At 73.2% G+C, this 25,252-nt stretch carries 25 protein-coding genes; 15 read left to right on the top strand and 10 right to left on the bottom strand.

Annotated features, from left to right (window positions below; translation table 11 throughout):
• The first annotated feature begins 43 nt into the window (after window positions 1–43).
• The 5 genes from H9L09_RS17685 (at window position 44) to H9L09_RS17665 (ending at window position 5,203) form a co-directional block, all read left to right on the top strand.
• A complete protein-coding gene (locus tag H9L09_RS17685) occupies window positions 44–1,042 on the top strand; it encodes a TAXI family TRAP transporter solute-binding subunit (RefSeq protein WP_187578137.1) in 999 nt (332 codons plus the stop codon).
• Between the two features lie 121 nt (window positions 1,043–1,163).
• On the top strand, window positions 1,164–2,264 hold the full coding sequence (locus H9L09_RS17680; protein ID WP_246456090.1) for a CaiB/BaiF CoA transferase family protein: 1,101 nt from the start codon (window positions 1,164–1,166) through the stop codon (window positions 2,262–2,264).
• The gene (gene lhgO / locus H9L09_RS17675; RefSeq protein ID WP_187578135.1) at window positions 2,261–3,526 is read left to right on the top strand and encodes an L-2-hydroxyglutarate oxidase; all 1,266 of its coding nucleotides are present in this window, start codon (window positions 2,261–2,263) and stop codon (window positions 3,524–3,526) included. Before H9L09_RS17680 ends, lhgO begins: the two co-directional genes overlap by 4 nt.
• Before the next feature lie 44 nt (window positions 3,527–3,570).
• Window positions 3,571–4,428, top strand: coding sequence for a dihydrodipicolinate synthase family protein (locus H9L09_RS17670; RefSeq protein ID WP_187578134.1), 858 nt, complete (start codon window positions 3,571–3,573; stop codon window positions 4,426–4,428).
• A gap of 1 nt (window position 4,429) precedes the next feature.
• Complete coding sequence (locus tag H9L09_RS17665) at window positions 4,430–5,203, top strand: SDR family oxidoreductase (RefSeq protein WP_187578133.1); 774 nt, start codon at window positions 4,430–4,432, stop codon at window positions 5,201–5,203.
• On the opposite strand, the gene H9L09_RS17660 is transcribed toward H9L09_RS17665, so the two are convergent.
• A complete protein-coding gene (locus H9L09_RS17660; RefSeq protein WP_187578132.1) occupies window positions 5,197–7,518 on the bottom strand; it encodes a hypothetical protein in 2,322 nt (773 codons plus the stop codon). The two genes, H9L09_RS17665 and H9L09_RS17660, sit on opposite strands and share 7 nt — an antisense overlap.
• Before the next feature lie 36 nt (window positions 7,519–7,554).
• Window positions 7,555–8,208, bottom strand: a complete 654-nt coding sequence (locus H9L09_RS17655) for a peptidoglycan-binding protein (RefSeq protein ID WP_187578131.1) — start codon at window positions 8,206–8,208, stop codon at window positions 7,555–7,557.
• A 149-nt stretch (window positions 8,209–8,357) separates the two neighbouring features.
• Here H9L09_RS17655 and H9L09_RS17650 point away from each other — a divergent pair, with 149 nt between their 5' ends.
• On the top strand, window positions 8,358–8,708 hold the full coding sequence (locus H9L09_RS17650; protein WP_187578130.1) for a hypothetical protein: 351 nt from the start codon (window positions 8,358–8,360) through the stop codon (window positions 8,706–8,708).
• On the opposite strand, the gene H9L09_RS17645 is transcribed toward H9L09_RS17650, so the two are convergent.
• Window positions 8,705–9,109 (bottom strand): DUF3052 family protein, encoded by a 405-nt coding sequence (locus H9L09_RS17645; protein ID WP_187578129.1) that lies wholly within the window; start codon window positions 9,107–9,109, stop codon window positions 8,705–8,707. The two genes, H9L09_RS17650 and H9L09_RS17645, sit on opposite strands and share 4 nt — an antisense overlap.
• 54 nt (window positions 9,110–9,163) lie before the next feature.
• Here H9L09_RS17645 and H9L09_RS17640 point away from each other — a divergent pair, with 54 nt between their 5' ends.
• The 5 genes from H9L09_RS17640 to H9L09_RS17620 all read left to right on the top strand — a co-directional run bounded on the left by H9L09_RS17640 (window position 9,164) and on the right by H9L09_RS17620 (window position 13,503).
• Window positions 9,164–9,670 carry a DUF6318 family protein gene (locus tag H9L09_RS17640; RefSeq protein WP_187578128.1) on the top strand — a complete coding sequence of 169 codons (507 nt, stop codon included), beginning with the start codon at window positions 9,164–9,166 and terminating at the stop codon, window positions 9,668–9,670.
• 137 nt (window positions 9,671–9,807) lie between these two features.
• Complete coding sequence (locus tag H9L09_RS17635) at window positions 9,808–10,365, top strand: DUF6318 family protein (protein WP_187578127.1); 558 nt, start codon at window positions 9,808–9,810, stop codon at window positions 10,363–10,365.
• A complete protein-coding gene (locus tag H9L09_RS17630; protein ID WP_187578126.1) occupies window positions 10,365–11,228 on the top strand; it encodes a hypothetical protein in 864 nt (287 codons plus the stop codon). Before H9L09_RS17635 ends, H9L09_RS17630 begins: the two co-directional genes overlap by 1 nt.
• 82 nt (window positions 11,229–11,310) lie before the next feature.
• A complete protein-coding gene (locus tag H9L09_RS17625; protein ID WP_187578125.1) occupies window positions 11,311–12,732 on the top strand; it encodes an HNH endonuclease signature motif containing protein in 1,422 nt (473 codons plus the stop codon).
• A gap of 72 nt (window positions 12,733–12,804) precedes the next feature.
• Window positions 12,805–13,503 carry a lysoplasmalogenase gene (locus H9L09_RS17620; RefSeq protein ID WP_187578124.1) on the top strand — a complete coding sequence of 233 codons (699 nt, stop codon included), beginning with the start codon at window positions 12,805–12,807 and terminating at the stop codon, window positions 13,501–13,503.
• Between the two features lie 89 nt (window positions 13,504–13,592).
• Here H9L09_RS17620 and H9L09_RS17615 read toward each other — a convergent pair whose 3' ends face one another.
• Both H9L09_RS17615 and H9L09_RS17610 read right to left on the bottom strand, forming a co-directional pair.
• Window positions 13,593–13,976, bottom strand: coding sequence for a LysM peptidoglycan-binding domain-containing protein (locus H9L09_RS17615; protein WP_187578123.1), 384 nt, complete (start codon window positions 13,974–13,976; stop codon window positions 13,593–13,595).
• A 200-nt stretch (window positions 13,977–14,176) separates the two neighbouring features.
• Entirely contained in the window at window positions 14,177–14,995 is an 819-nt protein-coding gene (locus tag H9L09_RS17610; RefSeq protein WP_187578122.1) for an SDR family NAD(P)-dependent oxidoreductase, read from the bottom strand.
• A gap of 103 nt (window positions 14,996–15,098) precedes the next feature.
• Between H9L09_RS17610 and lexA the strand changes: the two genes are divergently transcribed.
• From lexA to H9L09_RS17595, 3 genes are all read left to right on the top strand, one after another.
• Window positions 15,099–15,803 carry a transcriptional repressor LexA gene (lexA, locus tag H9L09_RS17605; protein ID WP_187578121.1) on the top strand — a complete coding sequence of 235 codons (705 nt, stop codon included), beginning with the start codon at window positions 15,099–15,101 and terminating at the stop codon, window positions 15,801–15,803.
• A 103-nt stretch (window positions 15,804–15,906) separates the two neighbouring features.
• Complete coding sequence (locus H9L09_RS17600; protein WP_187578120.1) at window positions 15,907–17,031, top strand: MXAN_6640 family putative metalloprotease; 1,125 nt, start codon at window positions 15,907–15,909, stop codon at window positions 17,029–17,031.
• Window positions 16,917–17,423 (top strand): hypothetical protein, encoded by a 507-nt coding sequence (locus H9L09_RS17595; RefSeq protein WP_187578119.1) that lies wholly within the window; start codon window positions 16,917–16,919, stop codon window positions 17,421–17,423. The genes H9L09_RS17600 and H9L09_RS17595 overlap by 115 nt, the downstream gene beginning before the upstream one ends.
• A gap of 7 nt (window positions 17,424–17,430) precedes the next feature.
• Here H9L09_RS17595 and H9L09_RS17590 read toward each other — a convergent pair whose 3' ends face one another.
• Genes H9L09_RS17590 through H9L09_RS22560 form a run of 3 tightly spaced genes read right to left on the bottom strand, consistent with a single transcriptional unit; the run spans window position 17,431 to window position 22,241 of the window.
• Window positions 17,431–18,180: a metallophosphoesterase gene (locus H9L09_RS17590; RefSeq protein WP_187578118.1), complete on the bottom strand. Its 750-nt coding sequence runs from the start codon at window positions 18,178–18,180 to the stop codon at window positions 17,431–17,433.
• Window positions 18,181–18,211: 31 nt separating this feature from the next.
• Window positions 18,212–19,300: a metallophosphoesterase gene (locus tag H9L09_RS17585; protein WP_187578117.1), complete on the bottom strand. Its 1,089-nt coding sequence runs from the start codon at window positions 19,298–19,300 to the stop codon at window positions 18,212–18,214.
• A gap of 16 nt (window positions 19,301–19,316) precedes the next feature.
• On the bottom strand, window positions 19,317–22,241 hold the full coding sequence (locus tag H9L09_RS22560) for a helix-turn-helix transcriptional regulator (RefSeq protein WP_187578116.1): 2,925 nt from the start codon (window positions 22,239–22,241) through the stop codon (window positions 19,317–19,319).
• 170 nt (window positions 22,242–22,411) lie between these two features.
• On the opposite strand from H9L09_RS22560, the gene H9L09_RS17575 reads away from it, so the two are divergent.
• Complete coding sequence (locus H9L09_RS17575; RefSeq protein ID WP_187578115.1) at window positions 22,412–22,762, top strand: hypothetical protein; 351 nt, start codon at window positions 22,412–22,414, stop codon at window positions 22,760–22,762.
• Here the strand turns inward: H9L09_RS17575 and H9L09_RS17570 are convergent.
• Together H9L09_RS17570 and H9L09_RS17565 are read right to left on the bottom strand one after the other, a co-directional pair.
• Window positions 22,669–24,723, bottom strand: a complete 2,055-nt coding sequence (locus H9L09_RS17570) for an ATP-dependent DNA helicase (RefSeq protein ID WP_246456089.1) — start codon at window positions 24,721–24,723, stop codon at window positions 22,669–22,671. The genes H9L09_RS17575 and H9L09_RS17570 overlap by 94 nt on opposite strands.
• Window positions 24,724–24,791: 68 nt before the next feature.
• Window positions 24,792–25,244 carry a DUF2867 domain-containing protein gene (locus H9L09_RS17565; protein ID WP_187578114.1) on the bottom strand — a complete coding sequence of 151 codons (453 nt, stop codon included), beginning with the start codon at window positions 25,242–25,244 and terminating at the stop codon, window positions 24,792–24,794.
• Window positions 25,245–25,252: the final 8 nt, after the last annotated feature.

The raw sequence follows: 25,252 nt of genomic DNA, 5'->3' as shown, positions 1-25,252 counted from the left end.
CCGTCCCGCTGCACGACCCGTCCCCCACAGAAGGAACAGCCTCATGAGACGAACCACCAAGCTCGCCGGCATCGCCCTGAGCCTCACCACCGCCCTGGCGATGAGCGCCTGCGGCGGCCAGCAGGACCGCGCCGCCGCCGGCGCCGGCGCCGACGAGAGCAGCTGCGACGCCGGCACCGGCCGGGTCAACATCGCCACCGGCAACTCCACCGGCGTCTACTACGTCGTCGGCGGCGGCCTGGCCCAGCTGATCAACGACAAGACCGAGCTGCAGGCGACCGCTGCCGAGACCGGCGCGTCGGTGCAGAACATCCAGCAGCTGGTCGCCGGCGACTACGACATCGGCTTCTCGCTGGCCGACACCGCCTCCGACGCCGTCGAGGGCAAGGGCGACTTCGAGAAGCCGGAGGACGTCTCCACGATCGGCCGGATCTACTCCAACTACACCCAGGTGGTCGTGCAGGCCGACGCCGGCATCGACTCGGTCGCGGACTTCAAGGGCAAGCGGATCTCGACCGGCTCGCCGCAGTCCGGCACCGAGGTGATCGCGCGGCGGCTGATCGAGGCCGCCGGCCTGCAGAAGGGCGACGTCAAGGCCCAGCGCCTCGACCTCACCAAGACCATCGACGGGATGAAGGACGGCTCGCTCGACGGCTTCGTCTGGTCCGGCGGGCTGCCCACCCCGGGCGTCACCGACCTGTTCACCTCCAAGGGCGACGACGTGAAGTTCATCGACGTCACCCCGCTGCTGCCGAAGATGCAGGAGGTCAACCCGGTCTACGAGAAGGCCGTGATCCCCGCCGACACCTACAACCTCGACCAGGACGTCCCGACCATCGCGGTGCCGAACCTGCTGATGGTGCGCAACGACATGGCCGACAACGTCGCCTGCGCGCTCACCACCCTGATGCTGGAGAACAAGGACACACTGGTCCGGGTGCACCCCGCCGCGGGCGAGCTCTCCCTGGAGACCGCCGGTGAGACCGGCCCGGTCCCGGTGCACCCCGGCTCGAAGCGGGCGCTGGAGAACCTGCAGAGCTGACCTGCCCGACACCCCGCCTCACCCAGGAGCACCGTTGCCCGCGTCACCCCGCACACCCCCGCCACCGCCCTCACCCTCGCCGTCCCTCGACGGCGGCTGCACCCAAGGGGCGTTGGCGGGGGTGCGGATCGCCGACTTCGGCCGGGTCCTCGCCGCGCCGTACGCCACGATGCTGCTGGCCGACCTCGGCGCGGAGGTGGTGAAACTGGAGCGGCCCGACGGCGGCGACGAGACCCGCTCCTGGGGCCCGCCGTGGTCGGACGGGGAGGCGACGTACTTCCTGGCCGTCAACCGCAACAAGACCTCCCGGGTGCTCGACCTCGGCACCACCGAGGGGCGGTCCGCCGCGCAGGAGCTGGTGGCCGGCTGCGACGTGGTGGTGCAGAACTTCCGGACCGGCACCATGGAGCGCTTCGGCCTCGGCTACGAGCAGCTCGCCGCGGCCCGTCCGGACCTCATCTACTGCTCGGTGACCGGCTTCGGGCCGCACGCCGGCGCCGACCTGCCCGGCTACGACCTGGTGCTGCAGGCCGTCGGCGGGCTGATGTCGGTGACCGGCGCGCCGGGGGCGGAGCCGACCAAGGTCGGCGTCGCCCTGGTCGACGTGGTCACCGGGCTGCACGCCGCGCTCGGCATCCTCGCGGCCTTGCGGCACCGGGACCGCACCGGTCAGGGTCAGCACGTGGAGGTCAACCTGCTCTCGTCGCTGCTGTCCGCGCTGACCAACCAGGCCTCGGCCTACCTCGCCACCGGTGAGGTGCCGCAGGCCATGGGCAACCGACATCCGAGCATCGCGCCCTACGAGGTGCTGCGGGCGGCGGACCGGCCGATCGCCGTGGCGGCTGCCAACGACCGGCTCTTCGAACGGCTCGTCACGCGTCTCGGGCGTGACGAGCTCGCGAACGATCCGCGCTTCGCGGGCAACACCGACCGGGTCGCCCACCGCGACGAGCTGGTGGCCGAGCTGGAGAGCGTGCTGCTGACCCAGACCGCGGACCACTGGTTCACCGAGCTCAGCGCGGCCGGCGTGCCCTGCGGTCCGATCAACGACATCAGCCAGGCGTTCGCGCTCGCGGAGCGGCTCGGCCTGGCGCCGGTGGTGGAGACCCCGTCCGGGTCGCCCGGCGCCTCCCCGGTGCGGACCGTGGCGCACCCGGTGACGCTGTCGGCCACCCCGGCGACGTACCACTGCGCCCCGCCCCGCCTCGGCGGTCCGGCATGAGCGCCGCGGGTGTGGGCTCGGCTACCCGGGTGGCGGTCATCGGCGGCGGCGTGATCGGCACCGCGGTCGCCCGCGAGCTGACCCGGCGGGTGCCCGGCGCGGCGGTGACGCTGGTCGAGAAGGAGGACCGGCTCGCGGCGCACCAGACCGGCCACAACAGCGGCGTCGTGCACGCCGGCCTCTACTACGAGCCGGGCAGCCTGAAGGCCCGGCTGTGCCGCCGCGGGGTCGGGCTGCTGCAGGACTTCGCCCAGCAGCACGGGATCGCCTACGAGGAGTGCGGCAAGGTCGTCGTCGCCCGCACCGACCAGGAGTCCGCCCGGCTGGACGCGCTGCACGAGCGGGCGGTCGCCAACGGCGTGCCCGGCGTGCGGATCATCGGTCCCGCGCAGCTGCGGGAGATCGAGCCGTGGGCGGTCGGCCGGCGGGCGCTGCACTCCCCGCACACCGCGATCGTCGACTACCCGGCGGTGACGGCGGTGCTCGGCGCGGAGCTCGCCGCGGCCGGCGGCACGCTGCTGCTCGGTCAGCAGGTGACCGGGCTCTCGACCCTCTCCGGCCGCTCTGGCGGGGTGCGGCTGCGCACCGACGCCGGCCTGGACGAGCCGTTCGACCTGGTGATCGCCTGCGCCGGCCTGCAGTCGGACCGGGTGGCCCGGCTCGCCGGCGACGCCCCCGGGCCGCGGATCGTGCCGTTCTTCGGCGACTACGCGCTGGTGGCCGCGGACCAGCGCGACCTGGTCCGCGGGCTGATCTACCCGGTGCCGGACCCGCGCTACCCGTTCCTCGGCGTGCACCTCACCCGCCGCGTCGACGGGGAGGTGATGGTCGGCCCCAACGCCTTCCTCTCCCTGGGCCGCGAGTCCTACCAGGGCGGCCGGCCGGTCGGGCGGGACCTGCGCGACGCCGTCGGCTTCGGCGGCTTCTGGCGCTTCGCCGCGGGCAACGTGCCGGCCGCGGTCCGCGAGGCGGGTACGGCGGTGAGCCGGCGTCGCTTCGTCGCGGGGGCCCGCGCCTACGTGCCGGCGCTCGACGCCGCCCGGATGCGCCCCGGTCCCCGCGGGATCCGCGCCCAGGCCATGGACGACCGCGGCCGCCTGGTCGACGACTTCGTGATCACCGGCTCGGAACGGATGGTGCACGTGCGCAACGCCCCCTCGCCCGGCGCCACCTCGGCGCTCGCGATCGCCGAGCACGTCGTCTCCGAGGCCCTGCAGCGCAGCGGACTGCGCCCCACCACCGACGAAAGGCCCCACCTGTGACCGACGCTTCTCCCCCTGCTCCCTTGCGGCCCGGCCTCTGGGGCGTGCTGGCCACCCCCTTCCACGGCCCCGCGCTGGAGGTCGACACCGCCTCGCTGCGCCGCGAGGTGGAGCACTACGTGGGCGTGCCCGCCGACGGGCTCGTCGTCCTCGGCGTCTTCGGCGAGGGCGCCTCGCTGAACGCCGACGAGCGCCGCACCGTCGTCGCCACGGTGGCCGCGGCCGCGCCCGGCACCCCGCTGGTGGTCGGGGTCTCGGCCCGGTCCACCGCGGTGGCGGTCGAGCAGGCGCAGCTGGCGGTCGAGGCGGCCTCCGGCTCGGGGCCGCGGTCGGTCAGTGCGATGGTGCAGGTCAACAGCCCGGACGCCGCCGTACTCTCCCGGCACCTGGAGGCCGTGCACACCGCCACCGGCGCCGGGATCGTGCTGCAGGACTACCCGGAGACCTCCGGGGTGAAGATCGCCGCCGGCACCCTGCTCGAGGTGCTGGAGCGGTGCCCGTTCGTCGTCGCGGTGAAGTCCGAGGCACCGCCGACCAGCGTCGCGATCGGCCGGCTCACCGCCGGCACCGACGTGCCGGTCTTCGGCGGGCTCGGCGGCGTGGGCCTGCTCGACGAGCTGGCCGCGGGGGCGGCGGGCGCGATGACCGGGTTCTCGCACCCCGAGGGGCTGCGGCAGGCGCTGGACGCGTTCGCCGAGGGCGGCTTCGTCGCCGCCCGCAAGGCCTTCGCACCGTGGCTGCCGCTGGTCAACTTCGAGGCCCAGCCCGGGATCGGGCTCGCGGTCCGCAAGGAGATACTGCACCGGCGCGGGCTGTTCGAGGACGGCTCGGTCCGCCCGCCCGCGGCCGCGGCACCGCCGGAGATCCTGCGGCTGCTCCCCCACCACCTGCAGGAGGTCTGAGATGGACACCGGACTCACCGGCCGCACCGTGCTCGTCCCCGGATCGACGTCGGGGCTCGGCCTCGCCTGCGCGCGGCAGCTCGCCGCCGAGGGCGCGAACGTCGTGCTCGCCGGCCGGCGCGGGGAGGTCGCCAAGGCCGAGGCCGCCGCGTTGCCCTCGGCCGTCGGCGTCGAGGTCGACCTGGCCGAGGCGGGGGCGCCGGAGCGGCTGCACGACGCCGCCGTCGCGGCGTTCGGGCCGGTCGACGTGCTGGTGCTCAACAGCGGCGGCCCGGCGCCGGGGCTCGCGGCCGACGTCACCCCCGAGCAGATGAGCGAGGCGCTGCACACGTTGCTGCTCCAGCAGCAACGGCTGGTGCGCGCGGTGCTGCCGTCGATGCGCGAGCGCGGCTGGGGCCGCATCGTGGCGATCGGCTCGAGCGGCGTGCAGCAGCCGCTGGCCCGGCTCGCGCTGTCGAACAGCGGTCGCGCCGCCCTGGCGGGCTACCTGAAGACCCTCGCGGCCGAGGTCGCGGCGGACGGGGTGACGGTCAACATGGTGCTGCCCGGCCGGATCGACACCGACCGGGTCGCCGCCCTGGACCGCGGCGCCGCCGAGCGCAGCGGCTCCACCCCGGAGCAGACCCGGGCGGCGTCGGAGGCGGCGATCCCGGCCCGCCGCTACGGCCGGCCCGAGGAGTTCGCCTCGGCCGTGGTCTTCCTGGCCAGCGAGGCCGCGTCCTACGTGACCGGGGTGCAGCTGCGCTGCGACGGGGGCCTGGTCGGCTCCTACTGAGAGGCCGCGGCAGCCGGGGAGGCTGACGGTGACGGCGCTGAGGGCGAGGGAGTGGGCGCGGCAGCTGAAGGTGTGGGCGTCGGTGAGCCGCTGGGCGACGTAGCACCCGTCGGAGACGGGGACGGCGTGGACGAGGCGCCCGACGACGTACCGGCCGACGGCAGCGCGCTGCCGGACGCCGCCGCGGATGCCGTCGCGGATCCCGACGGCGTCGCTGAGGCCGGCGCGGACGGCAGCGTCCCCGGCTGGTCGGCCTCGATGATCGCGAGGATCTGGGTCTCGAACTCGTCGAGGCGATCGTCGATCTCGCCGAGCGGGACGTTCTCGATGTCCGCGGCGTAGGCGGCGATCTGCGCCCACAGCGCATCGAGCTGCGCCATCGCGTCCTCCGACAGCGGCCCGTCGAGGGTGATGAAGAGCTGCTGCGCCAGCGCGTAGGTCAGGCAGTTCACGCAGTCGGAGTTGACCGCGCCCGAGAGGTTCTGCGGTACGGCGGTGTGGTTGTCGCCGACGACGAGCACGACCTGGAAGGCGATCGAGACGGCGCCGCAGGAGGTGCAGCTCGCGAAAGCGTAGGCCTCGTTGGTGTTCAGCGCCTCCGCCCCGTCCTCCACCCAGACCAGCGCGAAGGCGGTGTCGTAGACGACCGTGCCGTCCTCGGTGTTCACCGCCAGCGCCTGGTTGTCGCCGGGACCGGGGGCGAGCGGCTTGTCGAACGGGAAGACCCAGGTCCGCGCCGTGGCCGCGTCGGCGCCGGGCCGCGGGACCATCACCAGCGCGAGTCGCGGCTGCGTGCGGGTCGGCAGAGGCTCGTCGGTGTCCCACACGGCCGTAGCGCGGCCCCGCTCGCCGGCGCGCAACGCGACCTCGGGCGCGGGCCGGGCGAGGCCTGCGCTGACCGGGACGGCGGCCACCGCGTCGGCCAGCGTGCCCCGCTCGTCCGGCTGGATCGGCCGGTAGGTCCGCCCGTCCGGCCACCACACCCAGACCAGCGCCGCGACGACGGCCAGTGCGGTGATGCCGGCGAGGGTACGGCGCACCGGGTGGCCGGCCGTGCCGCGCCAGACCGACCGGCCGGCGCGGCGCAGCACCCGGCCGAGCACCAGGAACGTGCCGAGGATCGGCAGCGCGATCGCCGCCATGGTCAGCAGCTGTGCACCGCTCTGCACCAGGTCACCGTCGCCCCAGGCCGCACCCAGCGCACCCTGCCGCTGCTCGAGCTGCGCCCATGCGGTCGCCAATACCCGCGGCATCGCGAGCACCAGCATCGCCAGCGTGAACAGCAGCAGCGGCACCACGACCAGCACCCAGACAGTCACGACCGTGCGCGCCCACGGCTTCAGCAGCCGGGCCTCCGGGTCGCCCCACCGCCACGGCAGCGCGCCGAGCAGCGTCGGCTTGATCCGGTGGTATAGGTCCGGGACGCCGGTCACGTCGGCCAGCACGTGGTAGCCGTCGAAGCGCACGAGCGGCGTCAGCTGGCGCACCATCTGGAGGATCTGCGTCGCGACGACGAGCAGCAGCGCGTCGTACCCGCTGGCCCACCAGACGCCGGCGATCGCGACCGCCACGATCGCGTTGAAGTAGAGGCCGCCGAGGTCGGTGCGCACCCGCCCTGCCCGGCCGAGGCGGTAGGAGTCCGTGACGTCGGTGTAGAACGCCGGCCACACCAGATAGACGCCGGCCCCCATGACCCCCGGGATGGAGCCGCCGTACCGCGCCGCCGCCGCGTGGCCGAACTCGTGGAACCCCGCCGAGAGCACCGTGACGACGAAGACGAGCAGCAGCAGGCCCGGGTGGTCGAAGGCCTGGTACGTCGCCGAGGCCAGCCCCTTCTCGAAGAAGACCCACCAGCAGACCAACGCGAAGGCGGCCAGCAGCGGCACCAGCACGAACGGCCGGAACAGCACGGTGAACGGGTCCGTCAGCCGCCGGGTGCGCTCGGGGTCGGTGACCGAGTAGCGGAACCTGAGGCCGAGCAGCGGGTTGGACCGCTTCACCTCCGGCTGGCTGCCGTCGGCCCGCGCGAGCAGCCCGAGGGGCTGAAGCTGGTCGGCCACCAGGCTGCGGACGTTGTCGGCACTGACCCGCTTGCCGAACCGGGCGGAGACGGCGTCGGCCACCTCCTCGACGCTGCGGCGGCCGTCCACGGCCTCGAGGGTGAGGTAGAGCAGGGTGGTCAGCTGGAGGGTCTGGCCGTCGCCGCGGCGGACCAGGGAGGGCGGGACCCGGTATCCGGATCCCGCCATCTCCCCGATCAGCTGGAGGCCGTCGGCGCGGCGCAGGGCCTCCCGCTCGGTGGCGGGGGTGCTCACGGTCGTCGTCCCAGGACGCTTGTCGTGTCGGGTGCGCTACTGGCGGATGTCCGAGTCCTGGCCGGAGTCGGCGTTGGCCTCGCCCTCGATGTTCTGGTTGATGATCGCGTCCTGCTGCGAGACCGCGATCGCGTCGCTGTCGATCGAGCCGACGTTGGCGGCGACACCGGCGTTGATCGGGGCGGCCACGTTGGCGTTCGCGGCGACCGCACCGTTGATCGGGGCGGCGATGTCGGCGTCCGCGTCGAGGTTGACGTCCACGTCGAGCAGGGAGCCGCTGCCGAGCGCGTCCGCGGTGGTGTCGGTCGTGGTGGTGGCGGCGGTCGGGTCGGTTGCGGCCGGGTCGGTGCCGGTGCCGTCGTCGACGACGTCGTTGCCCTGGTCGAGGTCGCTCTGCTGGTCCGCGGTGGCGTTGGCGTCGGCGGCGATGTTCTGGTCGATCATCACGCCCTGGTCGCCCATCGCCTGGGCCTCGGAGCCCTCCGAGAGGAGGTTGGCGCTGGCGGCCGCGTTGATCGGGGCCGCCACGTTGGCGTTCGCGGCGACCGCGAGATCGATCGGCGCGGCGGCGTCGATGGCCAGGTCGAGGTCGGCGTTGAGGTCGAGGATCGACACGACCTCCTTGTCCGGCAGTGCGGTGGCGGTCTCGGCCGAGAGCTCCTCAGGGCTCAGGCCCGTGTCGTCCGTCATGATGGTGGTCTCCCCGTGGCGTCGATTGGTGGTCGAATGCGCCGGTTCGTACCCATGTCGTCCCGCACACAAACGGACCCGTTGCGACACCCTGGTCCGCATCATCCGGTTCCTCCCCGCAAACCGCCCAGATAGGACAGAATGCGCCCGTGGCAATGGTGGCGACGCGGACCGGACGAGGCGTGGTGGCAGAGGCGGGCGGCAGGCGCAGGGCCGAGAAGGCCAAGCGGCCGAGCCGGCTCCCGCAGCTCGGCGGTCTCAGTCTCGGCGCGGTGGCAGCCGGTGTCGCGTGGTACTTCCTGGTCAGCGCGGCCATCGACTTCGGCCAGCTCGCCCGTGGCGGCAACGCCCTCGCCTGGGCGTTCACCGGGGCGGCCACGATCGGCGCGACCCTCTGCCTGCTGCTGGTGTTCGTGCTGCTCGCCCGGATCCTCGTCGCCCTCGGCCTGATCAGCGAGTACCGTCCCCGGCGCTCCACGGGCCGGCGCGCGGCTCGTTAGCGGGCGGCGCGCCGCCGTACCAGCTTCAGGCCGCTCCAGGTCTGGTCGACCGCGCACACCTTCACGTCGACGAGACCGAGCGGCAGGGCGACCTCGCGGACCACGTCCTCGGTGACGTCGGTGTCCACCTTGCTGGCCTTCTTCGGCCAGCAGACCCAGATCATCCCGGCGGTGCTCGTGTGCTCGACCAGGGTCGGCAGCCGGCGCGCGAGCCCGCTGCGGCGGGTGTGGAAGGTGAGCGTGAGGTCGGCCTGGCGCGGGAGTCGGGTGAGGTACGGCGCGCCGTCGAGCAGCTCGTCCACGTGGTCGGGACCGTGGTCGACGTACACGACGAGCCCCGGCTTCACGCCGAGCTTCTCCACCAGCGGCTTGCCCGAGTAGCCGGCAGGATTCGTGTCCATTCCGTGATTGTCCCCGGTTCGTGGTTCGCTGCCCCTGCGTGTCAGGATCGACGCGTGATTGCCCGCCTAGCCGCTCTCCTGCTCGCTCTCGTGCTCGGCCTGTCCGCGTGCGGCGCATCGACGTCGGACGAGGCGGCGTCGGGTGCCTCGGAGCGCCCGGCCTACGCCGACAACGCGGGTGAGGCCGGAGCGGAGCAGTTCGCCGGGTACTGGGTGGACACGCTCAACGAGGCGACCACGAGCGGTGACACGAAGACGTTCAAGTCGCTGGCCGCGCCGGACTGCAAGGCCTGCCTGGACTTCGCCAAGCGGCTCGACACCATCTACGGCAGCGGCGGGCACGTCGAGACCGATGGCTGGCAGATCGAGAAGATCGTGCCCGAGGCCGGCGCCACGGACGACGAGGCCGGGCTGATGGTGACGGTGCAGATCGCCGAGCAGCAGGTGTTCGCCGAGAAGGGCGCCAAGCCGCAGACGTACCCCGGTGGCCGGCAGGGCTTCCGGCTGCACCTGGTCCGCAACGACGGCGAGTGGCACGTCCAGGACCTCTCCCCCCGCTGACTCCCCGCCTGTCCCGTCTTCCACAACCCTGAGCAATCGGGGTTCCGTCCCGCGGTCCGGTGTGGGTAGATTCGCCCGGGTCAACCGCCCTTCGCACGGGCGGCTCGGGTCGACGTCATGGGGGTCGGATGATGCGAGTGGCACGCGTCGTGGTCGGGCCGGTCCTGCTGGGCCTTGCGGCCCTGTCGGCGTGTACGTCGTCGGCCGAGCCGGCGCCGCTGCCGTCGCCGTCGCCGTCGGCCAGCTCCTCCGCACCGGCGCCGTCACCGAGCGCCACGCCGCCCTCCCTCCCGCCTGCGGCGTCCGGCACGTCCCCCGCCGCCGCCAAGGCATTTGCCCGGCACTACTTCGACTCCATCAACTACGCCGCTGCCACGGGCGACACGGATGAGCTGAGAGCCCTCGGCGCCGAGGACTGCGTCTCGTGCGAGGCCATCGCCAGCAACATCGAGAAGGTGTACCAGGCGGGCGGCCACATCGAGTCGGACGGCTGGACGGTCACTTCTATCCGCAGCCTGAAGACAACTGCAGCGGCTTCGGTCTTGTCTCTGGGCGTCTACTTAGAGGCCGAAGTAGCCGTCGATCGCCGGGGAAAGACGACCCGGCACCCAGGACAAAGGCAGCCCATGACCATGTTCCTCGTTCGCCAGCCAAGCGGATACGAGGTGTCTCGCCTGGATCTGGTGTCGTCCTGATGCGGGTCCGCGCCTGCTTCGTCGCGGCCGTCTTCACGTTGCTGTCTGTCGGCCACATTGCTCCGTCGTATGGCGATCCCAGTTGCGCGGGTGCGGGCGGGTCCGATGCCCACGTCCTTGTCCTCGGCATGACTTGTGGACAGTCTTCAGAAGGCAATGATCCTGTGACTTTCGCTCCGGTATCAGGGAAGAAGTCGGTCACGGAATTCGTGGAGTACCAATGGTCGTCCGTCTGCCGCCGCTTCGATCCCAACGGGCCCGGGGACGCGACCTTGGATTGCGCGGCTGCGCGAATCTGTTCGGATCCGGTCGAGCGACTGTGGGACCTGTGGGCTCGACGACCAGACGGTCGATGGGAGGCAATTGGCTCACAATGCTTCGGGCGCCCGCCCACGCTGGCCGACACCCCGAAGCCGACAGTCACGCCGGCGCTGGTACTCAACGCGCTGCGACGCCTCGGGCTACCGGCGATCGAGGCGAAGACCCAGCCGGCCGACAAGACGCTGGTCAACTTCGAGACCATCTTCTACGCCGAGCCACGAAGCTTCAGCCGCACCATCACGCTGCTCGGCCAGCGCGTCGACATCGAAGCGGAACCCACGCAGTACACCTGGTTGCACGGCGACGGCACGAGCACGTCGACCACGACGCCGGGCGCTCCCTACCCGGCCAAGGAGGTCACCCACGTGTACTCGGACGCCTACCAGACGGTGCAGGCGCGGGTGGACGTCACCTACTCGGCGCGATTCCGGGTGAACGGCGGAGCGTGGCAGGACATCGCGGAGACGGTCACCATCGCAGGGCCGCCGACACCGCTGAGGGTCAGCGAGGCCACCGCGGTCCTTTCGGGCCAATACGAGTAGCCCCTGTGGATCGGCACGAAAAGTGTCGGAGGTACCTGATGTAGTGATTTCGAACACACATTCGATTCACTCGGAGGTCATCGTGCTCGACGCGCCCGATCAGCCACCACCGTTCAAGAATCCGGCGCCACCCGCCCCGCACATCTCCACGCTCGACGACCAGGACCTGATCGCCTTCGCGGTCCAGGCGCAGGTCCGGCAGAACGCCGACCACGCCCACCGCCTCGAGGCATATGCCACCCTCCGGGACCGCTGCGCGGAGCAGGCGGGTGACAAGGAAGCCGACCAAGGCTATTTCGCCCCCACTCCCCTGCGGGAGACCGCCCTCGAGTTCAGCGGGGCCCTGCACGTGCCCGAGAGGCGGATCGAGACCGACCTCGCGACACGCGATCGGCTCGCCGCCTGGTTCCCGCCCGTCTGGGAGCGCTGCCTCTCCGGTCGACTTGACCTCTGGCGTGCCCAGGCGCTGATCGATGCCGCGGAGGACCTGGCCGACGAGGCCGACATCGAGGGCTTCGCCGAGATGATGGAGGAGTACTTCGCCAAGCACGACGACCCGGACAGCCCGCTCGTCCCCATCGAGCGCCACCGGCTCTGCAACGCCGCTCGCTACCGCAAGCTCCGCTTCACCCAGAAGTCGGCCAAGCAGAACTACCACGAGGCGTTCAACAAGCGCCGGGCCTGGAAGAAGGTCGACGAGGTCGGCACAGCGATGCTGGCGATGACCGGCTCGGCGTACGACGTGCTGGCGTGCGACTACCGACTCACGCTGATCGCGAAGAAGCGCTGCGAGGCCCCCGGCGAGACCCGGACCCTGGAGCAGATGCGGTCCGACACCATGCGGGACCTGCTGCTCGGCCGGCTGCGGGTCGGCGCCACCAACTCAGAGCTGGAGCAGGACCGCCTGCACGAGTCCCCAGCAGAAGGCGCAGCAACGGCGGCTGACGCGAGCGGTCCTGGCGACGGCGACGGCAACGCCGCCGGCGACCCGGCCGACACATTCGAGTTCGTCGCCGACGTCGGCGCGTTCGCCCGGCCGGTCATCAACGTCACGGTCCCGCTCTCATCCCTCATCGGGCTCACGGACGACCCGGGGATGCTCGCAGGCGGGGGCGTGATCAGCGCAGACGCCATCCAGCAGATCGCTCAGGACCCGCAATCGACCTGGTACCGCCTGCTCACCGACGATTCCGGCAGGTTCGTCGAGCTCTCCAGCACCGGCTACCAGCCCAGCGACCCCCTCTGGCGCACGGTCGTGGCGCGCGACGGCACCTGTGTCTGGCCGAACTGTCAACGCCCGGCGGTCCAGTGCGAGTGCGACCACCGGACACCGTTCCCGGCCGGCCGCACCTGCGAGTGCAACCTCGACTGCCTGTGCCACCGCCACCACATGGCGAAGCACTCCGAGGGTGTCTCGGTGAAACGGCTGGACGACGGCAGCTACGTCATCACCACCAAACGAGGAAGCACACTCACCCGCCGGCCGCCGGAGCTGCCGGCCTGACGCTCCAGCCCCCGCCGGACCAAGGGTCGCGCGCCCCTGGCACCCCGACCCCGCACCGACCAGGATGGTCCGGTGCCTCGCAAGCCTGCCCTCGCCACCGCCGCCTCCTCATCCGTCTATGTCGCGCTCGCCGCGACGGACACCTACCTGGCAGGCCGTCCAGGAGCGGCTGCCCGACGGGCGCGGTTCCTGGTCAAGCCGGCCCTGATGCCGGCGCTGAGCACGGCATTCGTGACAGCCACCCGCGGTCGGCGGTCGGCACTGGCCCGCGGCACGGCCGCCGCACAGTTCTGCTCCTGGGCCGGGGATACGGCCCTGCTGGGAAGGAGCGAGCCCGCCTTCCTCACCGGGGTCGGCTCCTTCGCTGCGGCTCACGTCGCCTACGGCACTGCGTTCACCTCGGTCCGGGGGCCGCGCCGGCCGACCGGGCTGCGGGAAGCTGGAGCGCTCTGGGCCACCACGGCCCCGCTGATAACGCTGGCCGCCCGACGACGAGAACCGCGACTGGCGGGCCCGGTCGCCGGCTACGCCACCATCATCTCCGCCATGTTCGCCAGCTCGACCATGCTCGGTCCGCAGTTGCCGGCCTCGTCACGCGCCAGCATCCAGGCCGGCACCGGGCTCTTCCTGCTCTCCGACACCTTGCTCGGCATCCAGAAGTTCCTGCTGCCGCAACCCAGCGCCCGGCTGGAACGCGCGGTGATGGCGACCTACACGCTCGGGCAGGGGCTCATCGCACTCGGCGTCGCGACCGTGCCCGAGAACGAGTGAAGGGCGGGCCACCACTGGGCGGCCCGCCCTTCTTACCCTCATGCCTCCGACCTGGGTCGAGGAGGTCGAAAGCAGGAACTGTGGGTCGGTCAGCGGCCGACGGGCACCGCGATCTCCTGGCCGACATAGACGCCGGCGCCGGACAGCGCGTTGAGCTGCTCGATGTGGTGCACCATCTCGCGAACCTCGCCGGGGGCCGCCACGCTCGAGGCGATGCCCCACAGCGTGTCGCCCTGCTGCACCATCACGGTGCGGGTCGGCTCCGGAGTGCCGGCCTCACCGGTGGCGGCCGAGGTGGGGCCGAGGACCGTGAGCGCCACCAGCGCGAGGCCGAGGAACAGCACGGTCAGCACCAGCCGACCGCGCCGCGTCAACCGCACGGCCGCGGGGGCTGCAACGCGCCGCGCCATCGGTCGTGCAACCGGCCGGGTGGTGCGGCTGCCGAAAACTGGGGTGACGACGATGGTGCTCATCTCAGGCCTCCCGAAGGTGGAGTCGGTCGCTGTGTCCGATCGCTTCATGGAGACAGGTGTATCGAGGGCCACCGACAGTTTCGGTGGGGAGGACTCGAAGAAGCGTTCGATCGAACATGTGTGCGACGTTAGAGCACCTGTTCGAACGAATCAAGCATCGACCGAACATGTGTTCGATCGGCGTGTCGCCCGGAGCGCGGTCACGCGTCTCGCCGGCTGCGCTCCATCACGCGGCGACCCATCGCCTCGAAGAGGGCGAACCCGGTGCGGGACCGGGACGGGATCAGCGCTCCGGCCCGGACCAGCGGCGAGCGCCAGGCGGGGAGGGTCCGCACCACCCGGCGCCGGCCGACGAGGTCGACCGCGACCGCGGCCACCTCGGCCGTCGTCCGCAACCGCCCGCTGGAGTGCACCATCGCCTTGGCGCGCCCGTCGGGACGCATCGCGGCCACCAGGTCGGTGTCCACCCCGTCCGGGCAGACGGCATGCACCCGCACACCGGCCGGGGTCTCCCCCGCGAGAGACATGGACAGCGACAGCACGGCCGCCTTCGTCGCGGCGTACACCGAGAGCCCGGGCACCGGCCCCAGCGCCGAGACGGACGCGATGTTCACGACGTCCCCACCGCCGGGCCCGAACGCGCCGAGCGCCGCGCGGGTCCCCCAGATCACCCCGAGCAGGTTCACCTCGACGAGCCGGCGCACCGCCTCCGACGAGAGCTCGGTCAGCGCCCCGTCGTCACCGACGCCGGCGTTGTTCACCCACACCGCGAGCCGGCCGTACGTCGTCGCCTCCGCCACGACCGCGGCATGGGACTCCTCGAGCCGCACGTCCTGGGCCACGCCCGCGACCGCGCCGATCTCCCGGGCGGTACGGCGCACCTCCTCGGCCGAGAGGTCGGTCAGCACGACGGCGTACCCGCGCTCAACGAGCAGCGCACCGACCGCGCGGCCGATCCCCCGGGCGGCCCCGGTGACCACTGCGACCTTCGCCCCGACGTCCACGGACGCGTTCGACATGTGTCCAGGAAACCACGACACGCCGTTCGAACAGATGTTTGAACAGAGTCGGTTCCGAGCACTACCGTGGGCTCACCAGGACGCGAGGGAGATGAGGCAGGCCATGGCAGCAGGCAAGGGTGCAGGGTCGGATCCGGCGAAGGTGACCGAGCTGCCCGACGGTCCCCCGGACGCGAGTGGGCTCACGACCCGGCAGCAGCGCGTCCTCACCGTCATCAAGGACTCGATCGAGCGCCGGGGCTACCCGCCCAGCATGCGGGAGATCGGCGAGCGGGTCGGCCTGACCAGCTCCTCCTCGGTGGCGCACCAGCTGCGGGTGCTCGAGGAGAAGGGCTACCTCAAGCGCGACCCCAACCGTCCGCGGGCCCTGTCGGTGTTCGACCCCGACGAGGCGAGCGCGGTCGACGAGACGGGGGTCGGCGACGCGATGCCGGCGGCCAACTACGTCCCCCTGGTCGGCCGGATCGCGGCCGGTGGTCCGATCCTGGCCGAGGAGCGGGTCGAGGAGATCTTCCCGCTGCCCAAGACCCTGGTCGGCGACGGCACGCTCTTCCTGCTCGAGGTCGCCGGTGACTCGATGATCGACGCCGCGATCTGCAACGGCGACTACGTCGTGATCCGGCAGCAGCCGACCGCCGAGAACGGCGAGATCGTCGCGGCGCTGCTCGACGGCGAGGCCACCGTGAAGACGTTCCAGCGGCGCGACGGCCACGTGTGGCTGCTGCCGCACAACGAGGCCTACGACCCGATCGACGGCACCCACGCGACCATCCTCGGCAAGGTCACGGCGGTGCTCCGCCGGGTCTGAGCCCGCGGCGGGCGCTCACGCCGTACAGTTCGGGAGGCTTCGTCCCGCTCCGGAAAGGCACCCTGTGCGCACCCGCGTCGTGCTTCCGCTCCTCCTGTCCGCTGTGCTGCTCCCCTTCTCGCCGGTGGTCTCCCCCGCCGTCGCCGCGGATCCCCCGCCGACGCCCGGGCAGGAGGCCTTGGCCGAGGCCAAGGCGCTGTTCGACGGGAAGCCCGGGACCATGCCGCAGGAGCAGGGCGACGCCACGACGGTGCTGCTCGACCTCGCTGCGAAGGTGCACGAGCTCGACGGCTCGCAGCGCCGCAGCGCGGAGCGGCTCCTGGCCCGTCCCACCGCCGCGAAGAGCACGGACTGGTCCGAGGAGCATTACTACGCCGCGAACGCCCAGGTCGAGCACACGTGCGCCGCGCACGTGTGCGTCACCTACGCGACGAACACCGTTGACGCCGTCGCCCTCGACGACAGCGACGGCAACCAGGTCCCGGACTGGGTGGACACCACCGCCTCCGTCGCCGAGAGCGTCTACGGCCGCATCGTCGACCAGCTCGGCTACCGCGCCCCCCTGTCCGATGAGACGGTGCAGGGCGAGCACGGTGTCGACGGGAAGCTCGACATCTACCTCAGCGACCTCTCGGACTCCGGCGGCGCCTACGGCTACTGCACCCCGGAGAGCGACCACAAAGGCTCGGCACGCACCGATCCCGGCTACTGCGTGCTGGACAACGACTTCGTCGGCTACGGCGGCGTCCCGCTGCAGCTGCTCCAGGTCACCCTGGCGCACGAGTTCTTCCACGCCGTGCAGTTCGCCTACGACTGGCGCGAGGACACCTGGCTGATGGAGGGCAGTGCCGCCTGGATGGAGGGCGAGGTCTACGGCGAGGTCGACGACAACATCCAGTTCCTCTCCGGCAGCCAGCTGGTCTCCCCCGGGTGCCGCTCGACGCCGCCTTCGGCGATCACACCTACGCCTCCTGGCTGTTCTTCGAGTTCCTCAGCGAGCAGTACGGCGGCCCCGGGATCGTCCGCGCCGCCTGGCAGCGGGCCGACGCCTCAACCGGCGCGCGCAACCAGTACTCCCTGCAGGCCGTCCGCAACGCGCTGGGCAGCCGCGGCGTGGACTTCACCAGCGCCTACACCGCCTTCGGCGAGGCGAACCTGTCGCCGTGGACCAGCTACGCCGACGGCACCGGCTACCCGTGGCCGCAGGTCGGCAGCAGGATCACGCTGACCGGCAGCCGCCCCGGCACCGGGACGCGCAAGGTGTGGACCGATCACCTGAGCACCGCCCCGGTCACGCTGCGCCCGGACCGCACCCTGCGCGGCACCCGCACGCTGCGAGTCCGGCTCGACATGCCGACCACGAGCCATGGCTTCACCGCCACGCTGCTGGTCCACCGCCGGGACGGCAGCACCGCGCGGCGCCCCGTCCGGCTGTCGAACACCGGTGCCGGCTCGGCCCGCGTCGACTTCACCCGCTCCCGGGTCGCCTCGGTCGTCCTGCTGATGGTCAACGCCAGCACCCGCCTCGACTGCGGCCACGGCACCGTGCTGTCGTGCCACGGGCTCGCCCGCGACGACGACGCCCCGGTGCTGTTCAACGCGACCGCGGTGCGCGGCTGAGACCCGGTCAGCTCAGCTGGACCAGCAGCAGCGGCCCGCCGTCGTAGCGGCCGCCGTCGATCGCGACCACCAGGCCGTCGGCGTAGGCGATCGCCCCCTCCACCTGGTCCGAGGGCTTGTTCAGCAGCGAGCCGATGATGCTGTGTCCGTGCACGATGCACTCCCCGCCGAGGGCGTTGAGCATGTCGTGGGCGGCCCGTTGGCCGTCCGGGCCCGTGAAGTCGTAGCGCGCGGTCAGCGACGCGAACACCTCCCACAGCGCCTCGCCGTCGTCGCCGCCGGTGAGCAACGAGGTGACGGTGGCGTTGATCTCCTCCACCGAGCCGCCCCACTCGAGGTAGTCGTTGGCATCGGAGTGCATCAGCAGGAACTCATCGACCCGGGCCATCACCGGCAGCTGGCGCAGCCACTCGACGTCGTCGTCGGTGAGCGCGTCCTGGTCGGAGGCGTGGCCGCCGTTGGGCTGCCAGACCTGGCCGAACCGGCTCTGGGGGAAGAGCTTGTAGCCGAGCGCGAGCGCCTCGTGGTTGCCCATCAGCACGTGCACCTGCTCGGGCGCCTGCCGCTGCAGCGACCGGACCAGCCGGAGCGCGCCGATGCCGTCCGGCCCGCGGTCCATGAGGTCGCCGAGGACGTACAGCAGCCGGTCGCCGCCGGTCCAGCGGTCCTCCCCGTCGACCAGGCCGGCCTCGCCGAGGCTGTCGCGGAGGTCCTGGGCGTAGCCGTGGATGTCGCTGACGACGTACAGGGAGCTCATGGGCACATCTTCTCAGTGTCCGCGGCGGGACCTAGTCGATGGTGAAGGTGTCCTGCATCCCGCCGCTGGTGTTGACGTAGGTCGCGGTGAGCCGGCGCGGCGTGACCGCCACCTTCGTCCAGCCGGTCGTCCGGTCCCCTGCCTTGACGAACCAGCGACGGTCCGGGTCGTTCGGGTCGATCCCCTGGTAGCGGCCGCCGACCCGGCCGGAGGTCACCTGCACCAGACCGCGCCCGGCCCGGTAGGCGTTGTCGGCCCCGTTGTCGACGACGCAGTCGCGGTCGAAGTGCCCGGCGCGCAGGCTGGTGCAGCCGGTGCGCAGCCGGATCTGCTTGCTGCGCTCGTAGAGGTGGTTGTGCCCGACGAGCAGCAGGTCGACCCGCTTGCGGACCAGCAGGTTCATCACCGGGGCACCGGCGTCGCAGCCGTGCGCACGGCCGGTGGAGAAGCACGGGTAGTGCATCCCGACGATCACCCACGGGATGCCGGCCGCGCGGGCCCGGTCGATCTTGCGGACCAGCCAGGCGCGGTCGGCGGTGCCGCTGCGGTAGTCGTAGGTGTGGCCGCCGACCTTGAGCCGGGGCGAGATCATGATCACCGCGGCGAGCGGGTCGGTGGCCGGGTAGCGGAAGGTGTACTGCGCGGCGTAGGTCCCGGCCGAGCCCAGCTTGTCCCCCAGGCAGGCGGCCATGTTCGCGACCCGGCCGTCGGGGCCGCCGTCGGCCTCGTGATTGCCCGAGACCAGCTCGAACGGGAAGCCCGCGCCCTTGGTGGGCAGGTGAGCGGTGACGTAGTCGCACCAGGCGGAATCGCTGGCGGTCTGGTCGTAGTCGAGGTCGCCGAGCGCCAGGAAGAACCGGGCGTCGGAGGCGTCGAGCTTCGCCAGGCCGGCCGAGGTCAGGTCGTTGGCCCCGAGGTCGCCGCCGGCGCCGAAGGTGAAGGAGCCGTCCGCGGCGGACCCGGCGGCCGCCGACGCGGCGGAGGACTCCGTGCCCGCCACCGTCGCGGAGCGGTCCGGTGAGGGACCGCCGGCCTCCGGCGCGCCCGTCGCGCAGCCACCCAGCGTCAGCATCAGAGCGAACGCGATCCCCGAGGCCAGGGAGGAGGCTAGACGCAGCATGCCTGGACGCTAACACTCAGCCGCCCGGTTCCCGGCCGTTGCTGCGACCCCACGCCGCGGCCTCCACCCGGCTCGTGGTCCCGGTTTTGCGCAGCAGGTTCGACACGTGGACGCTCACCGTCTTCTCGCTGATGAACAGCGCCTCGGCGATCTCCGAGTAGGTCCGGCCGGACATCAGGTGGCCGAGCACCTCGTGCTCGCGCGGGGTGAGGTCGCTGCCGCGCGCCGGTCGGACCGCCTCCGGCTCCTCGGCGGCGTCGAGCGGCAGCCGGGCGGCATGGGCGACCGCCTCCACCTCGCCCTCGAGCCGGCCGGCCCCCATCTCCCGGGCCGCGGCATGCGCGTCGCGCAGCGGTACGACGGCCTCGCGCCGGCGTCGCTGCGCCAGCAGGGCCTCGGCGAGGCTGCGCCGGGCGTCGGCGGCGTCGTAGCGCAGCCCGGCCCGGTCCAGCAGGGGCACGGCACGCGCCCAGCGCTCGACGGCGTCCGGGGAACCGAGGCAGCGGCCCAGCTCCGCCTCGAAGAGCGCCGCAGCGGCCGTCCGACACGGCGTCGGCTCGCCGGACCCGCGGCCCGAGGCCCTCTCCCGGGTCGCCAGCACCCGCTCGATGCCACGGCGGCGCTCCTCCGGGGGCAGCGCCGCCGCCGCGCGGGCCGCCCACACCATCAGCTCGTCGCCGTGGGCGGCATCCGCGGCGGCGAGCCGCGGCACGGTGCGCTCCAGGGCGTCGAGCGCCTCCTCGACCGAGCCGGCGGCCAGCAGCAGCTCTGCGTGCAGCGCGGGCCCGTGCAGCCCGGGGTGCTCGTCGAGGTCGCGCCCCGGCTCGGGTCGCCGGTCCACGTCCGGCCCGGCGCTGCCCGGGCGACAGGTGCGCAGCGAGACCACCGCGGCGGTCTCCCGCGCCGCGGGGCCGACGACGCCGTCGGGCCGCGACGCGAGCAGCTCGCGCAGGATCGCCGCCGCCTCCTCCAGCCGCCCCACCACCAGCAGCTCGGTCGCCGCCACCGTGGCGAGGAGCGCGGTGACGCTGTCGGAGCCCGCACCCCCGGCGAGCCCCCGGACCAGCACGTCCGCCGCCTCGACGTACCGGCCCTGCCGGTCCAGCACCTGCGCGAGCGCGAGCCGGGCGCGGCCGACGTACTCCGGTCCGCGGGCCCCCCCGGCGAGCCGGACCGCCTCGCTCGCCCACTGCTCGGCCTCGAGGTGGTCGGCCCGGGTGTGGACGACCGCGGCCAGGGCGTACGAGCGGGCCGAGCGGTGTCCGCAGCGTCGCGCCGCGGCCAGGGCCTCGCCCGCGCGCTCGGTGGCGGCGGCCCGGTCACCGCTCCACAGCTCCGCGTCGCTGAGGTCTGCCAGCGCCAGGACGTGCTCCTCGGAGTCGGGTACGGCGGCACTGATTCGCATCGCCTCGCGCAGCTGCGCGAGCAGACCCGCGCGCGGGCCCCCGCCGGTGCCGGCGATCTGCCAGCGCAGCCGCAGCACCCGGGACGCGGTCACCGGGTCACGCTCGGGGACCACCAGCGGCCACGCCGCCTCCAGCGCCTCGACGGCGGAGGCCGGGTCGCCGCCGAGCCACGCGATCCGCGCCGACTCCGCCAGCAGGGCGGCCGGTGGACCGGCCCGGACCCGGCACCCCGGTGAGGTCCGCGGCCACAGCCCCCAGGCCCGCCGGCGCAGCGCCCACGCCTCCGGGTACGCCCGGACCTCCACCGCCCGGTCCCCGGCCAGCAGGTAGTGCCTGAACGCGTCGTCGTGCAGGCCGGCGCCGGCGTAGTGCCGCGCGAGGTCTCCGTAGGTGCCGGCGTCGCTGCCGCCCCCGCCCCGCAGCACATCCACGAACACCCGGTGCAACCCGGCCACCTCCTCCGGCAGCAAGGTCGAGTCGAGAACCTCGGCCAGCAGCGGGTGCCGGAACCAGATCCCTCCCGAGCGTTCCACCTCGACCACCCCGGCGGCCGTCGCCTCGTGCAGTGCCTCGACGAACGGCTCCGGGACCGCAGGCGGCACCGGCCTCCCCGCGACCCCGCCCAGCACCTCCGGTGCGACCGGCCGGCCGGCCACCGCCAGCACCTGGGTCAGCCGCCGCGCCTCCGGGCTCAGCGTGTGCCAGCCGGCCATCAGCGTGGTGCGCAGCGCTGCCGGCAGCTCCGGCGGCAGCCGGACCGCCGACGGCGGCAGGTCCCGCACCAGCAGCTCGGTCAGCGAAGGATTGCCTCCGGTGCTCGCCCAGACCTGCGCCACCAGGGAGCGCCGGGGCACGTCCCCGAGCAGCGCCGCGACCTGCTCGGCGGTCTCGTCCTCGTCCAGGCGCGCCAGCGGCAGGTCGACCACGCCCGGCATCCGGACCAGGTCGGCCAGCCAGCCGTGCAGCGGATGCCCGTCCGAGAGCCCCACGTCGCGGCACGTCGCCAGCACGGTGAGCGCTCGACGGTCCAGGTCGGAGACCACGTAGGCGAGCACGTCGAGCGAGCCGGCGTCGGCCCACTGCAGGTCATCGACCACCAGCACGACCGGTCGCACGGTCGTGAGGTGGCCCAGCGCCCGGTCGACCACCTGCAGCACCCGCCCCGGCGGCAGCTGCTGCGACCGCCGCGCGGCCGGCAGCAGCGCGTCGAGGTCCGGCACCGCGTCCAGCAGCCCCCGCGCCTCCACCGGCCCGCAGCGGTCCAGCCAGCCCTGGAAGGCCGTGACGAGGGGAAGGTACGGCGCCGTGCCGGAGCCGAGCCGCAGGCACCGAGCCCACAGCACCGCGAAGCCGCCAACCCCGGCGCGATCGACGACGGAGCTGACCAACCGGGTCTTGCCGATGCCGGCCTCGCCGCGCACCAGGACGGCGGCGGGAGCGCCCTTCACGGAGGAACGGATCGCCCGCCGCAGCAGCTCCTGCTCGGCCTTGCGCCCGCAGATCGGGCCACCCCGGCCCCCGACGGCCTCAGCCACCTTCCCACTGTGCTCCGCACCCCGGCACCCGTCAGTAGCCAATCGGGTCTAGGCCCCCACCCGCACCTGAGGGAGCCCGCGGCCGGTTCTGAGGGGCTGTCCCCGATGCGGTCGGTCCGGCCGCGGGCGAGAGTGGCAGGAGGTGAAGCAGTCGCCGCGAGGAGGACCCGATGACCAGCAGACCGCTCGTCCGCTCGCTCGGTGTCGGCCTCGCTTCGGCGGTGGCGGCGCTCGCCCTGGCCGGCCCGGCCGCGGCCATGAACCTGCCCGACCCGGGGACGCTGGGCGGGCCACCGACCGCGCCCGCCGATCCGCCGGCGGCTCCCGGGCCGAGCGACCCGTGGACCGAGGTCTCGGCGGCTGTGCTCGGCGCCATCCTCCTCGCCGGCGCCGGCGCCACCGCGATCAACGGCTCGCGCGAGCGCCGTCAGGCGGACAGCCGCTTGAGCGCGTCCACCACCACGGCGCGCTCGGTGGTCGGCCACATCGGCGGCAGCGAGGCCCGCAGGAAGCTGCCGTAGCGCGCCGTCACCAGGCGGGGGTCCAGCACCGCCACCACGCCACGGTCGGTGGTGGTGCGGATCAGCCGGCCGGCGCCCTGCGCGAGCAGCAACGCCGCGTGGGTCGCCGCGACCTGCATGAAGCCGTTGCCGCCGGCCCGGTCCGCGGCCTTCTGCCGCGCCGACATCAGCGGGTCGTCGGGACGCGGGAACGGGATCCGGTCGATCAGCACCAGCTGGCAGGTGTCCCCGGGCACGTCGAGGCCCTGCCACAGCGACAGCGTCCCGAACAGGCAGGCGTGCGGGTCCTCGACGAAGAGCCGGGCCAGCTCGGGCAGCTGCGCCTCCCCCTGGGCGAGGATGGTCAGGTGCGGCAGCCGCTCGCGCAGCGCCTCGGCGGCGGCGTCGGCGCCCCGCCGCGAGGAGAACAGCCCCAGCGTGCGGCCGTCGGCGGCGTCGACCAGCGCGGCGATCTCGTCGATCTGCGCCGTCCCGAGGCCGTCGCGCCCCGGCGGCGGCAGGTGCCGGGCGACGTAGAGGATGCCCTGCTTGGCGTAGTCGAACGGCGACCCGACGTCGATCCCGCGCCACGGCAGCCGCCCGTCGTCCTCCCGCTCGCCCACCGCGGCCTCGGTCAGGGCCGGCTCGTCGATCGAGTGGTCGACGCGCTCGCTGGGCTTGAGCCCGATGCTGGTCGCGACGGTGTTGAAGTCGCCGCCGAGCATCAGCGTGGCGCTGGTGAAGATCACCGTCTTGTCGGTGAGCAGCTTGTCCCGGAGCTGGCCCCACACCTGCAGCGGAGCCACGCAGAGGTAGTCGCCGCCGCGGCCGCGGTCGCGCTCGGAGAGCCACAGCACGTCGCTGTCGTGGTGGGCCGCCATCCGCTCGGCGGTCGCGAAGATCTCCTGGACCCAGCCGCGGGCCTGGGTGCGGCCCGCGTCGGACTCGCCGTCGGCGCCGGCCTCCTTGGGGAACGCCGAGATCAGCGCCCGGGCGGCGTCGCGGACCAGCGCGAGCGCGTCCGCGAGCTCGGTGGGCAGCGTGTCGAACCGCCCCGGCCCGCAGTCCTCGAACGCGGTGCGCAGCGCCTGGGCCGCGTCGGCCAGATCGTCGGCCTCGCTGCCGCCGCCGCTCGAGCCCGAGACGTGCTTCTGGCTGCGCCGCGCGGCCCGCTCGATCTCCGGGACGCTCAGCTCGTCGGTGGCCGCCTGGGTGACCCGGGCGGTCAGCTCGTGGGCCTCGTCGATCACCACGACGTCGTACTCGGGGATCATCGGGACGCCCTCGATCGCGTCGATGGCGAGCAGCGAGTGGTTGGTGACGATGACCCGCGAGCGGGCGGCGCGCTCCTTGGCGACCTCGGCGAAGCACTCCTCGCCGAACGGGCACCGGGTCGCCCCCAGGCACTCGCGGTGGTTGACCGAGACCTGGCGCCACAGCCGGTCGGTGTGCTTGGGCGCGGAGTCGCGGTCGCCGGGGCCGCCCTGGTCGACCTGCTCCTCGGCCCAGGCCCGCAGCTTGAGCACGTCGGCGCCCATCGTCCCCTCCGGGACGTCGACGAGCGTGCCCTGGTCGTCCGGCACGCCCTCGCGGACCCGGTGCAGGCAGGCGTAGTTGGAGCGGCCCTTGAGGACGGCGTACGACGGGGCGCGGCCGTCGAGCAGCGGGGTCGCCGCCTTCATCAGCGCCGGGATGTCGCGCTCGACGAGCTGGTGCTGCAGCGCGAGGGTGGCGGTGGCGACCACGACCCGGCGGTCGTGCAGCAGCGACGGGACGAGGTAGCCCAGCGACTTGCCGGTGCCGGTGCCGGCCTGGACCAGCAGGTGCTCGCCGGTGACCATGGCCCGGGCGACCGCCTCGGCCATCTGGATCTGGCCGGGGCGCTCCTGGCCGCCGAGCGCCTCGACCGCACCGGCCAGCACCTCGCGGACCGCGCTCGGCGGCGGGGGCGAGGGGCTCGTGGAGTCGGCGTCTTCAGGCACCGAAGCACCCTATCCGCCCGGGCGGACACCCCGGACGGCTGCCGAGGCGCACCGTGCGATCACGCCGGTCAGGGGTTGATCTGGGCGGCGAGCCGGGCGGTCATCAGCGCGAAGACCACCTTGTGCGCCGGCAGCTCGGCCCACCAGAACGCATGGCCGAGCGCCCCGGCCGGCTCGAAGACGGTGCGCGCCACCAGCCGGCTCAGGCCCGCGGCCCGCGGCTCCACGCACAGCTCCAGGTGGGCGGTGCCGGGCAGCCGCATCAGCGCCCGCAGCCGCAGCACCGGGAACTCCGCGGACTCGACCTCCCAGAAGTCGATCGCGTCGCCGGGCGCGGGTCGCCGGCCGGGCCCGGTCAGCCGGAAGCCCGGGCCGCCGACGGCCCGGTCGGCCACACCCCTCAGCCGCCACAGGCCCCGGGGGACGTAGCGGCTCGGGTCGCCGCCGGTCGCGAGGACGACCGACCACGCGGCCTCGACCGGCACGCTCAGGTTCTGGACGTGCTCGTCGACGTACGCCATGCCCCTCC

Source organism: Nocardioides mesophilus, assembly GCF_014395785.1.
GTDB classification, from domain to species: domain Bacteria; phylum Actinomycetota; class Actinomycetes; order Propionibacteriales; family Nocardioidaceae; genus Nocardioides_B; species Nocardioides_B mesophilus.
The sequence above is the reverse complement of the archived record's forward strand: the minus strand, read 5'-3'. Positions and strand labels throughout refer to the sequence as shown.